We start from the raw sequence: 15,412 nt of genomic DNA on the forward strand, positions 1-15,412 counted from the left end.
TATACATTATACCCTATGAAGAGGGTCCCTTCAAATCTCGGATTCTGTTGTTTTTACTTTCCGTTCTTCTTTTTTCTCGGCATTTCTTTCTTTTTCTTCTTTTGACTGGCTAGTCAAAAATTCTTCTTCAAGACGATTCTTGATCATGAAAGGCAATACCTTGTCTTCTTCCAGATCAAATTCCCTGTTGTCGCCATAAAACAGTCCCAACACGGCACCATCATAGTAGAATCCTTTCACGTCTTTTTCCGTGAGGGAAACCCCGGACGCTTGGGCTTCATTGCGAACCATGGTCCAGAACTTGCCCGCAGGCCGGACAAGATCCTTAAGTTCCACCGCTTCCCCGGTCCGCAAATCAAAATTGAAACCTTGGATGATGGGTTCATTCATCTCATGGTCGGAGTAAAGACCCATGACGAGGATACTGGCATAGTTTTTCCCTGCGTACTTCACATCATAGGAAAGATGGAGCCTACTTCCAAAGCTGGCATCGCGGATCTTGCTGCGATAGAACATTTCCATAGCATGGTTCATTTTCCAAGCAAGTTTTGCATCGAACTTTTGGAAATGAGGATAATAGAGATTGCCCACAGGGGTATCAAGAGGCAGAGGGATGATTTCATATCCTGATTTGCCCTTGACGCGGTCACTTGTCTGATAAGCCGGTTTCGTATAGAGCTCGGTCCTGAAGGAAACATCTTGGACCTGCCACGTACCGGCCCGATAAGCCCACAAGGTCCTCACATAGCCAATGGGCGCGGCCTGAACAGCACCAATGACCTTCTGCGTCGTAATGAGGGCATCCACCCCATCGCCATCCGTATCCATGGGAATGAGTTCACTGATGCCCTGAGCGTAAGGCCGCTGACCGGAAGGAAGGACACGGCCCGTTTCATCAAAGACGTTCAGTGTGTGGTAGGCATCTTCATTGCGGGAAAGATCGACGACGACTTCCTGCATCTTCCCGGGCAGATTAGGGAACTGGAGGCGGGCCCGATAACCGTCAAGATAGGTTCCTACAATCTGGACACCCCGGTTATCGGCAGCGGTAAAGATTTCATCCGGTTTCTTCCCGGTAAAATCAAGGATACGGAAATCCACCATACCGCTCGTGCCGCCCGTAGGAGCCGCTACGATGACATTGGGTGCGCCGCTGCCGGTCACATCAGCCAGCATGAGATAGGGATCATAACCGCCTAGGTTTTGGGGCCGGATGAAATATTTCACATCCTTTTTCCCGACTTCCTTGACAACAATATAAAGGTCCCCCATAAAAGAGGATTTTTCAACAACGGGATTGCCTAAAAGATCCACAACCTCTTCCTTCCCATCGCCGTCGACATCTCCAATGGCTTCGCTGATGAGCTGGCCGCGCTGAAGCTTGAGTTCCACTTCACGGACCGCCTTCTTGAAAGGAGGCTTGACAGGCACATTGCTGATGGGAGCTGACAGATTTTTTTGATTGGTCTTTCCCTCTACAGGTGCGGTTCCCTTTTTGGCGGCTTCCTTTTGGCTCCACCCCTCAGCCGCTGTACGGGCGGCTTCCGGAAGAGGTGCTTTTCCTTTAGGAGAGGCTGCTTCCCCCCAAAGGGCGGGCATTCCCAAAAGTCCTGCAAGGACCATGGTAACAAAGGTATGTTTCCTGCAATTCATATCAATAAAACCTCCTCTGCGATGTAGAAGAAAAAGTCAAATTCTTGATGATTGATCTATTATGAACACTTATTTTCTCATTATACTATAGGCCTCACAGAAAAGCACGGGCACGGCCATATTTTTCTTTCTGCAAGGGGGCGTCTGTTTTTTTAAAAAATTCTGTATTTTCCCTTTACAGAAAGTTCCAAGACGCCTATACTTAGAGTCACGTGAGTCCGGAGGACAGTCTCCTCCCCAAAGAAAAGGAAGGTACCTATTATGACCCAGTATGAAGCCATTACGCCTGACATCCTCGATGAACTGAAGGCCATTTCTGGTCACCGTGTCATCGTCGGTGAAGAAATCAATCCTGACTACACACATGATGATATGCCCATCTACGGCCTTGCCATGCCGGAAGTAACCATTGACGTCACGTCAACGGAAGAAGTTTCAGCCATCATGAAAGTCTGTGCCCGCCATCATATCCCCGTCACGGTCCGCGGCGCGGGAACGGGCCTCGTAGGGGGATGCACCCCGGTCCAAGGGGGCGTCGTTTTGTGCACCATTCGCATGAACAAGATCCTTGGTTACGACGAGGAAAACATGAATGTCCGCGTCGAAGCAGGGGTTCTTTTGGCAGACCTTGCCAAGGACGCTGAATCCCGGGGCTTTTTCTATCCGCCCGATCCAGGTGAGAAGTTTGCCACCTTGGGCGGCAACGTATCAACCAACGCCGGCGGGATGCGGGCCGTCAAGTACGGAACGACGCGGGACTACGTAGAAGCCATGACCGTTGTCCTGCCAAGCGGGGAAATCATGCACGTAGGCGCGCCTGTATCCAAATCCTCATCGGGATATAGCCTGCTCCACCTGATGATTGGTTCAGAAGGAACACTGGGCATCATTACGGAACTGACACTGAAACTCATTGCGCCCCCAGCCTGCCACTGTTCCCTTATCGTCCCCTTCGAAAACCTTGCTGACGCCATTGGCTCAGTTCCTGAAATCAAGCACTCGAACCTGAAACCCCAGGCCCTGGAGTTCTTTGAAAAGGAAATGCTTGAAACCACGGAAGCCTACATGGGGACAAGCGTTTTTCCGAAAGTGGTGGAAGGAACCGAAGTCGGCGCCTATCTTCTCATCACCCTTGATGCCGATCACAACGATGAATTGGACCGTCTCGTAGAACAAGCGGCCGAAATGCTCCTGGAAAAAGGCGCTCTTGACGTCCTTGTTGCCGATGTTCCAATGTATCTTGAAAAGACCTGGGCAGCCCGCTCCAGTTTCCTTGAAGGGATTGAATCAATCTATAACCTCATTGATGAATGTGATGTGGTCGTCCCCGTTTCAAAGATTCCGGACTTTACCCTCTACATCCGGGAAATTGCGGAAGGCTTTTCCTTTGACATCCGTATGTTCGGCCATGCCGGCGATGGCAATATCCACGTCTATGCCTGCAAAAAAGGCGCCCGTGAAGACATCCTGCCCTTCAAGGAAGAAACAGAACGTTTCATGCACGCCCTCTACGCCAAAGCGTCCGAATTGGGCGGCCAGATTTCCGGAGAACACGGGATTGGTCTCGGCAAACGGGCTTACCTTGCGGAAAACCTGGGTCCCCTTCCCATTGCCCTTATGCAGGGCATCAAGCTGGTCTTTGATCCAGACCTTATCCTGAACCCCAATAAAGTTTGCTTCTAATCATATAGCAAAAAGGCGAAAGAACCCATCCGGTTCCTTCGCCTTTTTTATTATCCCCAAACCGTCTGGGCAATGTCGCGCACAAGGGCAATCTTCTTCCACTGATCCTCTTCCGTCAGCTTGTTTCCGATTTCCGTCGACGCAAAACCGCATTGGGGGCTTAAGCTGAGCCGGGAAAGCGGAACATACTGGGCCGCTTCCTTGATGCGTTCCCGGATACGTTCCGGATCTTCAAGGTCAGGACGTTTGGTCGTCACAAGGCCCAGGACGACCGTCTTATCTGGTGATACATAACGCAATGGAGCGAACCCACCGGAACGCTCGTCATCAAATTCAAGATAGAGGGTATGAACCTTTTCGCGAGCAAAAAGAAGGGGCGCAATGGGCAGATATCCGCCTCGGGCCGCCCAAGTCGAATGGTAGTTACCGCGGCACACATGGGTCGAGATGACAAGGTCAAAGGGCTGGTCCTCCAGGACTCGGTTATTGATGGTAAGATGACGTTCAGCAATGACCTTAAGATTTTCAGTCCCGCCCTGGCGCTGGGTCCAGTACTTCGTGTCACAGAGCATGGCCCACGTACAATCATCCAGCTGCAGGCAGCGGCAGCCAGCATCATAAAGGTCACGGATCACGGTTCGATAAGCGGCGACAATATCATCGATGAGCGCGTCCTCGTCAGGATAGATTGCTTTTGTGACCGCGGCGTTTTCCTCCCGGTAAAGCTCATCAAGCAAATGCGCCGGAGCAGGGAGAGTTTCCTTTACCACTGTATTTTGATAGGCAAACTGTTGGGTAAAGCGGAAATCATCGACGATGGGATGATGGTCCCCAGAAAGCTTTCCCGTAAGGACTGCTGTATCCCGGCCTGTTTCCTCCCCTTCGAAGAAATAGCCATGGGAAAGGGTTTCCCGCTTGATTCCGCCAAGGCCCCACATAAAATCAAGGTGCCAATATTCGCGGCGAAACTCCCCATCCGTCAGGGTGCGCAGGCCAAGAGCCTTTTCCTTGCTGATGAGTTTGCGTATTTCCTCATCTTCCACGCGGCGCAGGCCAGCCTGACCGAGGGCGCCGGAGCGGAACGCCTCACGTGCCTTTTTGAGGCGTTCCGGACGCAGGAAACTGCCTACAATATCAAAATGAACGGGATTCTGTACAGCCATGATGATTCCCCCTTACGGTGATGATGGAATCCATTCTAACGCAATGCTTTTTATTTGTAAAATAGGCTTTTTATACCATTTCCTATAACTTTAAAGCATAGCAAAAAGACGGTCCCCTTTTGGGTCCCGTCCCTTCCTTTTTTATTATTGTGTCTTTTCGGCAAAGTAATGCGGTGAATCGCCCCACTCGCCAAATCCGACTTTATCCCCAATAGAGGCCACCCGACCGGCAAGGCAGTGCTTACACTGATCCGGGGAATCCTCAACGCAGGGTTTGTTGTCGTAAAGCAGATACTGAGGGCGGAACTTCGGCAGCGTTACAAGCGGCATGAGGATATTGGCTCCTGCCAAAAGCCCCAGTTCCCGTCCCAAGGGATTCAGGGCCTGAAGCGCCGTAGTAGCGGCGATATTGACGTTCTTAAGGTAAAGACGCGTCACGGCAATCATATTAAGACCCAGGATAAAGCGCTGGTTCTGTGCTTCTTTGCTGTCACCGCCGGCTGCAAGGACATGTTTCCCAATCGGTGTATTGTGGTGAACGACATAAGGACCCATACCGATCATATCGATATCCATATGGCGGAAAAATTCGATATCGCAGGCCAGGTCATCCAAGGTCTGCCCCGGCAGCCCCATCATGTCTCCGGTTCCTACCTGGTAGCCAATCTTTTTGAGCGTCTTTAGGCAGTCACGACGCACTTCCCACTTATGGTGCCCATCTTGGGGGTGAAGGGTCCGATATAAGGCAGGATTGCTCGTTTCAATGCGCAGAAGGTAGCGATGGGCCCCCGCTTCAAACCAGCGTCGGTAGGTTTCTTCCGTCTGCTCCCCAACACAAAGCGTAAGGCCCAAGGCACCGCCGCCAATTTTTTTGATATCCAGGATCAGACGTTCCACGTAGGCAATGAATTCCTCGTCCTGACGCTCCCCACTCTGCAGGGTCAGCGATCCGTAACGCTCATCATAAGCCCATTGGGCCATGGCAAGAAGATCTTCATAAGGCGTGTCAAAGCGTTCCACCTCTTCATTATCCCGGCGGATGCCGCAGTATTTGCAATTCTTGATACAGCGATTGGAAAATTCCAAGAGGCCCCGGTAATGGTCAACATTACCAATATATTTGAGTTTTACGGCATAAGCCGCATCATAAAGTTTCTTTCGCTGTCCCGCGTCCGTTGTCCCCAGAAGGGTCACAAGGTCACTATGGGTCAAGGTTTCTTTCTGTAAGATTGCATCAATGGTCACAACGGTTCTCCTATCTTCCATCAAGTGACGTTATTGTATATGGAAAGAGGGCGGCCTGTCAAATGTTGGCCTTGGAAATTGGGCGAATTCAAGGGAAAGGTAAGCCCGTTCTATCATTAAAAAAAATGGAGGAATCAATGGGCTCATGGGCTATCGTACAGTGGACCGTCCCACGTTTGGGGATAGCTTACGCCTGGGCGCTTCCTTTCCTAACCATGTGTCGTCACGTCCAGCCCCCAGTGCCATCTGACTTTTTTTCGAATCAGGAAAATGAACAAAAGAGACTGCGGAAAAATGAATTACTCATTTTTCCGCAGTCTCCCGTACATCAGGCTTCTTCGTCGTGATCTTTGACGAGGCCCTCGGCTTTTTTCTTTTTATAGACAAGATAGTAGGGTGCGATGACAAGGATTCCGCCAAGGCCCCAGACAAGCTGCATCGGTTTGGCATTGGAGAGCATCCAGAGACTCGTTAAAAAGGCAACGACTGGAACAAAGATGCCGCCAGGGATCTTATAGGTCCGTTCCCGGTCCTTCCACTTGCGGCGGAAGACAATGACTGAAAGGACCGTCGGCAGGTACTGGGTAAACCGGCTTACGGCACTGATGGCAGCAAGGGTCGTAAAGCTGCCGCTCCAAGCAAGAAGGATGCTGAGAATGGCAACGACGACGCTTGAAGCCCACGGCGTTCCCCAGCTCGTGCGCCGATTGAGGAAAGCCGGCAGCATGCCGTCTTCAGCAAGGGACGTGCATGCCCGAGGCGCAATAAAGGATTCGGCAAGGTTGATGCCGCCCATGCTAAAGAGTGTTCCAAGCAGGATGAAGTAAGCGCCGACGGGCCCAACGGCGCGGCCAAAGGCGGTCTGGATAGGGGCTTTGTCCACAGCCAGATCCGGTCCCAGGATACCGATGGAAATCCCCACGACGAGCATATAGATGATGGTGACAATGATCATGGTCAGGATGATACCCCGAGGCAAATCCTTTTTAGGATCCTTGAAATCTTCGGCGGCAACTGCAATGGCTTCAAATCCCGTGTACGCAAAAAACATGGTAATGGCGGCATTGGCAAAGGCCCCGTCAGCCATATGGGTCGGAACAAAAGGCGTGAAATTGCTGCCATTGACAAAAAACAGGCCCACAGCAATAAAGACGCATAAAGGAACCAATTTGGATATGGTCATGAGGTTATTGAGGATCTTTGAAATCTTGACCCCTGCAATATTCATGATGGTGAGCCCGCCAATGAGCACGGCAGCAATGAGATTCTTCATGGTGTCGCCGGCAAAAAATGGAAAGGCAGCGCCCAGTGCCGTCGCAAAGCCAACGGCCATAGCCGCCCAGGCAATGATGGTCACAACGAGCTTCAGCACGCCCACCTCATAACCGACAAAATCCCCAAAAGCGGCCTTGGCATAAAGGTACGGGCCCCCATTCCGGGAAAAGAAACCGGCGACTTCCGCAAAGCAAAGGGCAAGGCAGCCAGCAAGGAACGCATCAAAAAGAAGGATCAGGAGGCTTGACGGTCCCATCAGGGCATAGGCCCGGTTTGGCAGGAGAAAGATTCCCGTCCCGATGATGCTGTTGATACCGAGAAGGACAATGCTCCAAAGGCCAAATTTATCTTTTTTATCGGTTCCCATGACGCACCTCCGCTTCCTTGATAAAGTCCACAAATAGGTTCCGTGCAAGCTTACTGTGAATGGACATCATTTCCGGATGGAACTGATAGGCCATAAGATAGCTTTCTCCCGTCCCTTGCAGGGATTCCACGGTGCCATCCTTGGCGCGGGCTGTAACAAGGAGTCCTTGGCCCACTTCGTGAACGGTCTGGTGATGATGGCTGTTCGTAACCCATTCCGTACGGCCGAGAAGAGAAGCCAGCCGGCTTTGAGGATCGATTTCAATGGTATGCGTTGCCGTCGCCGGGTCCTGGTTCTGGGAATGCTTCACAAAGGACTGGGGATCTTTGGAAAGGTCCTGATAAAGCGTCCCGCCGTGCGCCACATTGATGATCTGCAGACCGCGGCAAATCCCGACAACAGGAATTTTCCGTGCTTCCGCCCGCTTCAAAAGCAGCATGTCGAAATGATCTCGTTCCGGCCACACCGCGCCAATCTGCCGACAAGGTTCTTCCCCATAAAGGAGGGGATACACATCGTGTCCGCCCGACAAAAGGAGCCCATCGACGCGGTCCATAAGGGCTTCCACGACATCATCCTCTTCATTGAAGGGAATGATGAGGGGGATACCGCCCGCCTCCGTAACAGAACGGACATAATCATGGTTCACATAGCTTCGATGATAACCGGGGAATTGCCCGCCGCCATCAATCATATGGCTGCCGGAAATCCCAATTAACGGTTTTGCTGTCATAGGAGTTCATCTTCTTTCTATATGTTTTTGTATATTTTTCATTCTAGCACAATGAAATTGTGAAGAAAATGAAAATTTCTCTGTTCAACAAAAATTGTGAAACAAGGTTTCAAAGACAGGTTGCTTCTGTTCTACTTTTTGCGAAAAAGGGCATTGGCATAGCTTACGGCCGCAACGGCATTTCCCGCATAGGCATCCGCGCCCAGTTCTGCCGCATACTCTTCGGTCATAACGGCGCCGCCAACAATGACGCGGCACCCCGGTGCCTTCTCACGAAGCTGTCGGATCGTTTCTGCCATGGAACCCAAGGTCGTTGTCATGAGGGCCGAAAGGCCCACAAGCTTCACATCCCGTTCCAAGGTCTTTTCCACGATGGCCTCCGGCGGCACATCCTTGCCAAGATCAATGACATCATAGCCATAGTTTTCAAGAAGCACCTTGACAATATTTTTCCCAATATCGTGGATATCCCCTTTGACCGTAGCAACAATGACAGGGTCGCCTTTCCCCCTATCCGTACCCTTTTGGAACATTGCTTTCTTGATGATTTCAAAGCCTGCTTTGGCCGCGTCGGCACTCATGAGGAGCTGGGGCAGGAAGAGGGTCTTTTTTTCAAAGGCATCGCCCACGCGGTTAAGGGCTGGAATCATATATTCATTGATGATGGAAAGTGCGTCCCTTCCTTCATCCAAAAGCGCTGCAACCGCCGTCTCAGCCGGTGAGATGAGGCCCTTTTCAATGGCTTCGTCAAGACCATAGCGGCCTTGTTCGCCGCTGTCTTTTGCGGCAGGAACATGGGGTTCCCTTTTTTCTGTTGGCAGATCCGCAAAATAGGAAACATAGGCCTTGCAGCTTGTGTCATACCCACTTAAGGCGCCATAGGCAAGATAGGTTTCCATCATCGGTGCTGAATTAGGATTGATGATGCCTGCCGAAAGGCCCAGCTGCATAGCCGAGGCAAAAAAGGCACTGTTGACAGCGTCCCGATGAGGAAGGCCAAAGGAAATATTCGAGACCCCCATAACCGTCTTAAGTCCTGCCTTTTTGAGAGCCGCGATGATGGAAAGGGCAATCTGGGCATTTTGTCCCCCCGTGCTGATGGTCATGGCAAGGGGATCAAGAAGCAGTGCCTTTTCAGAAAGGCCCGCCTTTTTGGCTCCGTCAATGACGCGGCGTGCACTTTTGAGCCGGCCTTCCAGCGATTCCGCAATCCCGTCATCATCAAGACAAAGTCCAACCAGCATTGCGCCATACTTCTTTGCTAAGGGCAGGACCGACGAAAGGGAACTTGTCTTGCCATTTACAGAATTAAGGAGAGGCCGTCCGTTATAAAGGCGCAGGGCCTGTTCCATGGCTTTGAGATCACTCGTATCAATCTGAAGCGGCAGGGGCGTAATGGACTGGAGTGTCCTCATCGCCTTTTCAAGAAGAGCCGGTTCATCAATACCGGGTACGCCAACGTTGACGTCAAGGACCTGGGCCCCTTTATCGATCTGTTCCAAGGCAAGCTGGCACACATAATCCATGTCCCCGGCCTTAAGGGCCTCTTTGAGCCGTTTTTTCCCCGTCGGATTGATGCGCTCGCCAATGATGACAGGCATGCGGTCAAAACAAACAGGCGCACCATAGCCGGTAATGCATTCTGGGGCCCCGGTCCGTTTTTCCGGAGGCGGCAGCTCGGCGCAGCTTTCTACAAGGGCTTCGATGTGCTGGGGCGTTGTCCCACAGCAGCCGCCCAAAAGGGCTGTCTGGGAAGCAAATTCCAACATGGTTGCGGCAAATTCCTCAGGTCCCACCTCAAACTGTGTGACTCCATCGTGCGTGACAGGAAGACCGGCATTCGGATTGACCACAAGAGGCAGGTCTGTTGCCGCAAGGGCGCGGGGCACAAGGCGGCTGATTTCCTTGGGCCCCAGCCCACAGTTGAAGCCAACAGCCGAAGCCCCTAGGGAAGAAGCGACAATCATGGCCGTTTCCACATCGGCGCCGCTTAAGAGCTTTCCTTCTTCGTCGAACGTAAAGGTCACCACAAAAGGCAGATTAGAATGTTCCTTTACGGCCAGAATTGCCGCTTTGGCCTCATAGGTATCACTCATGGTCTCAATCAGGACAAGGTCAGCACCGGCTTTTTTCCCTGCTTCGACCGCTTCCGCGTAAAGGGACACGGCCTCTTCAAACGGAAGGTCTCCATACGGCTGGAGAAGCTTTCCCGTCGGTCCTAGGTCAAGGGCCACACATCCTCTCTCGCCACAAGCCTGGAAGGCCTTTTGGGCAAGTTTTACCGCTGCCGTAACAAGAGTCGAAACCGCTGGCGTGCCATGGGCCTTTCCAAATTTGAGGCCATTGCAGCCAAATGTATTGGTCTTGATGATTTGGGCCCCTGCCCTGATATAGGCTTCGTGGACGCCTTGGATCACATCAGCATGGCTCAGGTTCCACAGTTCTGGCAGCTCACCCGGCATAAGCCCCGCGCTTTGAAGCATGGTTCCCATGCCGCCATCAAAAAACAAGCGTTCCTTTTCTAACCGTTCTCGAATCTCCATCGTCAAGGTTCCTCTTTCCGGAAAGGACAGTTCAAGGCCATGCAGGCATTGCACGAGCTATGACGAGCATCCGGCTCCTTTCTGGTTTCATTTTGAAGGCCATGATTGATGCCAATCACAGCCGTTACGGACTTAATAGGCGCCATTAAGCCTCCTGCCGTCAACGTAAGGCCAATCTTCTTAGGCAGCTCCAAGAGACGGAAAATCTTTTCCTGATCCGTAAGCGGCCAATCCCCATACCCTGGAGAAAACCGTGACCGGTAGGTAAACTCAGCAGATAACTCCCCTTTCCATTCCTCTTCCAGCTTGTCACAGTAACTTTCAATAAGAGCCGCACCAACGGCTTGGGCCGCGGCTCCATAGGCAATCCGCTGCAGACTGAGGCGTCGGATGCCGATATCAAAGCGGCTGCCCAAGGTGGCCCCAAAAAGAATCACTTCCAGACAGCCCAAAAGGTGGTTGGCAAGCTGGCTGCTTTCAAAGACCGTGCCGCCCTCAAGTTCCACGCGGCCCATCCCGCCGTCACAAGGGGGCGTGACGCGGCAGGAAAGACGCCGTTTCACGGCACGCGGCTGGACTTCGTTGCGAAGGGCGATAAAGGCTTCATCAACCAGGCGCGCAGCTTCCCGATCATCTTTTTGGGCACCAAAATAGCGAACCGCTTCCTTTTCATCAAAGGGAATCTTTACTTGTGCCATCTTGGGCTCCTTACAGTTTGATAACTTCCGAAAGAGTACGGCGGATGCCGCCAATGACTTCCGGTTTATTCATCGTATAGACATGGATATGGTTGAATCCGTTGGCAATCAGGTCCATGATCTGACCCGTCGTATACGCCATCCCCGCCTGACGCAGAGCTTCCGGATGATCACCAAAGCGCTCCACCACGGCCCGCAGCTTGCTGGGAATGGGTGTTCCGCTGAGGGTAAAGATGCGTTCCACCTGCTTTGCGTTCGTGATCGGCATGACGCCGGCCACAACAGGGACACGGACCCCTTTGGCCAGGAGCCGATACATGAAGTTGTAGAACATCTCATTATCAAAGAACATTTGTGTCACGAGAAAATCACAGCCCGCATCTACCTTGCGTTTCATGTTCTCCAAATCCTCATCAAGGGTCCGCGATTCAGGATGTCCCTCAGGATAGGTAGCGCAGCCCACGCAGAAATCCCCCGTTTCCTTGATGAAGCGGACGAGGTCGCTAGCATGAGGGAAGTCCGATTCCGGCAGCTCGTCCATCCCTTGAGGACGATCACCGCGCAGGGCGAGGACATTATCAATGCCGCCGGCTTTCATGTCGCGAAGGACGCGGGCGATGCCATCTTTTTTCGCACCGATACAAGTTAGATGGGCCAAGGCCGGAACCCCGCTCCGCTCGACCTCAGAGGCAATCGCAAGGCTCTTGCCGACTGCGGTGCCGCCGGCGCCATACGTGACACTCATATAGTCCACCCCATCGATGGCAATAGCATGGACAATATCCATGGCATTTTGCAGTTCTGTCCCTTTTTTGGGCGGAAAAAGTTCGCATGATATGGTTACTTTGGGACTATCTAGAAGTTCCTTGATTTTCATGGCTGGGCCCCCTTCTCTTACAATGTCCCTATTGTAATACAAAGGGAAAAGATAGGCAATAAAAAAGAAAAAAGTAACAATATGTCCACGAAAGATTCTATTTTTCTTTTGTGGGAGGAAACAGGAATTGCCAAAGGGCTGCAGCCGCAGCTCGGAGCTGAAATTGAGTGAAGGCGGCGTTTTCCCATACAAGAAAGGCTCCCTGCTCAAGGCGGCTGACACCTCAACGGTTACCCTATTTTGCAGGGCAATGACGCACCAGAGTGGCATAAAAAATCAGTCCCTTCCCCGCAAAGAGGAAAGGACTGATGGTGTTCCGAGAGAGACCCTCCGTCACGGTGATTTTCAGGGCTTGATGCTTTAGTCTTCGTGCAGGCTGTCCATGGGTTCGCCCGTCCTCGTAACTTCGACGGCCTTGGCATAGCTTTCCAGCAGGAGACCATAGTTCGTGAATACGCGGGACCACAATTGAGCCCATTTTTCCTAATCTTCACGGTGCCAAGTAAATTGGAGCTCAGCAATGGCAGAAGACGTATCCATCGGAATAATGCCGGCTTGGACCATACGGGCGAGGGAGATCTCCTCGGCCATCTTGGAATAGGTGCCCGATGCATCAGGCAGGGCAAAGACCTTATAGCCATCATGGACGGCGCTGATTGCCGGGAAAGCAAGGCAGACGCTCGTAACCGTCCCTGCAATGATGAAGGTCTTGCGGCCCATATTTTTGACTTCTTCTACAAAAGCAGGGCGTTCCCGCCACGACAGCAGAAAGCGTCTTTGGGAGCATCATCAACGGATCCATGGCGGTCAACAAGAAGATTGGCTGGTGCAAGAACGATGACTGGTACGAAATGCAGCTCCAGCTCCTGCGCTTTACCATGTATGGGCTCGAGGGCTTAGGGACGCATAAGTAAAAAAGAGGGAAGAAGCAGTGGGGGCAGGTCCCAAGCGTCCGCGGACTGCTGAGACGCAGTAACTATGTTGTCGAGGTCACGTTTCTTGTCGATAGGAAGGCGGATTGTAAGGCAAAAGACCGTACCGCTCCGCCCCAAACCGCCCTTCGGGAGGGGGCGGAACTTAATTCGCCCTCAAACATGTTCCTCGGACTTCTGCTTCGCTCCAAAAGCGTCCTTCGAAACTCCGGGCGAATCTGCTTCGCTACCGCTCATGATGAGACGTCGCTACCGCTCCTCATCCACCACCAAAACCGGGAAATTTTAATGATAAATGCTTATGGAAATTTTCCAGTTTCGGTCCCCCGCCCTGGCGGGGCGGCTCGATTTCAGAGAAATCGAGCTCTAAGGCGAAAAAGCAGGTACTCCCGTGGATTGAAGAAACGTTGCTAAATCTTACAATAGCATTAAATCCTAAGAGTTAAGAAAACAAACTACGTAGAAGTTCAAAAAGCCTCAAACCGAATTCGTGTCTTGATTCGGTTTGAGGCTTTCCCCTTTTTTATTCTTTTTCTTTAGGTTCGATGCAGGATGCATCGAATCGTCGCCGTTAGGTCTTTTGCCTTACGGTCTTTTTTCTATTTACCTTTTTCGAATATGGCTCCAGATTAGCCCAGATGCTAGGAAAAACGCGAAGCGGGCCGACGACGCCGTACAAGAAGCGGGGTACTGCTAAGAGGCTCGCCGCGTTTGACAACGCAGATGGGTCGATATGGGCCATAGGCGAAAAAGGTTTCCTCTGCAATCCGAAAAAATTCCTAGGAGCGGCCCGCCCGACGACGGCATTTTTTTCGGGCGTCTTAGAAATGAGATTATGGTACGTGACTTCTTACGAATCGTCATGCCTTCCTTGCTCTCAAAAGAATCTTTTCTCAAGCAAGGAGGGCACGTATGTATCTGCATCGAATCGGCGCGATTTGTGCGCCGAGTAAAAAACTTACTTACTGAGTCCTACTATCAATTTTTCCAGCACATCCACCATGGTTTCCAAGGATTCCTGAGGAATGAATTCATAACGGCTGTGGAAAAGATAGCCGCCAGTCGAAAGGTTCGGACAAGGCAGTCCTTTATGGCTGAGACGCGCCCCGTCCGTACCGCCGCGGATAGGCTGCACGATGGGTTTTACCCCGCAGGCTTCAAAAGCATGACGAGCTTCATCGACAAGTTCCATATGATTTTCGATGATGGGACGCATATTGGCATAGGAGTCACGGATGGAGACCGTCACGACACCGCTTCCCCATTTTTCGTTCAGCTTCCTGCCAATTTCTTCCACTTTCCTTTTCTGGGCAGCAAATTTTTCAGCGTCATGCTCGCGCAGAAGGTACTTCATTTCGCAGTGCTCGCAGCTGCCTTCGATGGAAGACAGATGGTAAAACCCTTCATACCCTTCAGTATAAACAGGCTGCTCTTTTTCCGGCAGCAAGGACTGGAACTCACAACCCACAGCGGCCGCATTGATCATTTGATTCTTGGCACTTCCCGTATGGACGCTCACGCCCTTGATGGTGATAGTTGCCGTAGCCGCGTTGAAGTTTTCATATTCCAGTTCACCCAAGGCTCCGCCGTCAACAGTATAAGCAATCTGGGCACCAAATTTTTCAAGATCGAAGAACTTCGTACCTTCCCCGACTTCCTCATCCGGCGTAAAACCAATGCGGATCTTTCCGTGTTTAGGAGCATCCGGACGAAGCAGACGCTCCGCAAGGGTCATGATTTCAGCCACACCGGCTTTATCATCAGCCCCCAAAAGTGTCGTTCCATCTGTCACAATGAGCCGTTTTCCCTTGACTTCATTGAGACAGGGAAAAGCGCTTGGCGTCATGACAATATCCTGTTCCTTGTTAAGGACGATATCGCCCCCCTGATAATCTACAAAGGCAGGATGGATTGGACCGCCACTTACAGCATTGCTCGTATCAAGATGGCTGATGAGGCCAATGGTCGGACCCTTATCACGGGTCGCGGGGATGGTCCCCATGACATAGCCATATTCATCTTGGATTACATCCGTAAGACCCATGGCTTTCATTTCTTCCGCGATCTGGGCTCCTAGGACTTTTTGGTTCGGACTGGATGGATACACCTTGGCATCATCTACGGAGGTTGTGTTGACAGCGATGTACTTCAGGAAGCGTTCTGTTGCAGTGGTCATGTTTTTTGTCTCCTTTTCTGCTGTGATGTGAAATCAATTCCCCTCAAATTGGCCCTAGTCAACAATG

10 protein-coding genes and 1 pseudogene are annotated in these 15,412 nt (G+C 51.7%); 1 reads left to right on the forward strand and 10 read right to left on the reverse strand.

Features of this window, described 5'->3' with window-relative positions; genetic code table 11:
• Positions 1-30: 30 nt before the first annotated feature.
• The gene (locus DW817_RS05570) at positions 31-1,653 is read right to left on the reverse strand and encodes a hypothetical protein (protein WP_022227162.1); all 1,623 of its coding nucleotides are present in this window, start codon (positions 1,651-1,653) and stop codon (positions 31-33) included.
• A gap of 261 nt (positions 1,654-1,914) precedes the next feature.
• Here DW817_RS05570 and DW817_RS05575 point away from each other — a divergent pair, with 261 nt between their 5' ends.
• Positions 1,915-3,336, forward strand: coding sequence for an FAD-binding oxidoreductase (locus DW817_RS05575; protein WP_120111421.1), 1,422 nt, complete (start codon positions 1,915-1,917; stop codon positions 3,334-3,336).
• Between the two features lie 50 nt (positions 3,337-3,386).
• Here the strand turns inward: DW817_RS05575 and DW817_RS05580 are convergent, their stop codons facing one another.
• The 9 genes and pseudogenes from DW817_RS05580 to pepT form a co-directional block, all read right to left on the reverse strand.
• Positions 3,387-4,499 carry a 5-methyltetrahydropteroyltriglutamate--homocysteine S-methyltransferase gene (locus DW817_RS05580; protein ID WP_009015186.1) on the reverse strand — a complete coding sequence of 371 codons (1,113 nt, stop codon included), beginning with the start codon at positions 4,497-4,499 and terminating at the stop codon, positions 3,387-3,389.
• Positions 4,500-4,643: 144 nt separating this feature from the next.
• Positions 4,644-5,765 carry a [FeFe] hydrogenase H-cluster radical SAM maturase HydE gene (hydE, locus tag DW817_RS05585; protein ID WP_196800442.1) on the reverse strand — a complete coding sequence of 374 codons (1,122 nt, stop codon included), beginning with the start codon at positions 5,763-5,765 and terminating at the stop codon, positions 4,644-4,646.
• A gap of 307 nt (positions 5,766-6,072) precedes the next feature.
• Positions 6,073-7,386 (reverse strand): APC family permease, encoded by a 1,314-nt coding sequence (locus DW817_RS05595; protein WP_009015184.1) that lies wholly within the window; start codon positions 7,384-7,386, stop codon positions 6,073-6,075.
• Positions 7,373-8,119 (reverse strand): gamma-glutamyl-gamma-aminobutyrate hydrolase family protein, encoded by a 747-nt coding sequence (locus tag DW817_RS05600; RefSeq protein ID WP_009015183.1) that lies wholly within the window; start codon positions 8,117-8,119, stop codon positions 7,373-7,375. Before DW817_RS05600 ends, DW817_RS05595 begins: the two co-directional genes overlap by 14 nt.
• Before the next feature lie 131 nt (positions 8,120-8,250).
• Positions 8,251-10,662: a homocysteine S-methyltransferase family protein gene (locus DW817_RS05605; RefSeq protein ID WP_120111424.1), complete on the reverse strand. Its 2,412-nt coding sequence runs from the start codon at positions 10,660-10,662 to the stop codon at positions 8,251-8,253.
• Positions 10,663-10,664: 2 nt separating this feature from the next.
• Positions 10,665-11,360 carry a vitamin B12 dependent-methionine synthase activation domain-containing protein gene (locus tag DW817_RS05610; protein ID WP_120111428.1) on the reverse strand — a complete coding sequence of 232 codons (696 nt, stop codon included), beginning with the start codon at positions 11,358-11,360 and terminating at the stop codon, positions 10,665-10,667.
• A gap of 10 nt (positions 11,361-11,370) precedes the next feature.
• Positions 11,371-12,237 carry a methylenetetrahydrofolate reductase gene (locus tag DW817_RS05615; protein ID WP_009015180.1) on the reverse strand — a complete coding sequence of 289 codons (867 nt, stop codon included), beginning with the start codon at positions 12,235-12,237 and terminating at the stop codon, positions 11,371-11,373.
• Between the two features lie 360 nt (positions 12,238-12,597).
• Positions 12,598-12,978: pseudogene (locus tag DW817_RS11045) on the reverse strand (isochorismatase family protein); the annotation flags it as partial.
• A gap of 1,149 nt (positions 12,979-14,127) precedes the next feature.
• A complete protein-coding gene (gene pepT / locus DW817_RS05630) occupies positions 14,128-15,345 on the reverse strand; it encodes a peptidase T (protein ID WP_009015177.1) in 1,218 nt (405 codons plus the stop codon).
• Positions 15,346-15,412: the final 67 nt, after the last annotated feature.

The sequence above is a fragment of the Acidaminococcus sp. AM33-14BH genome (genome assembly GCF_003603525.1).
Taxonomy (GTDB): domain Bacteria; phylum Bacillota; class Negativicutes; order Acidaminococcales; family Acidaminococcaceae; genus Acidaminococcus; species Acidaminococcus intestini.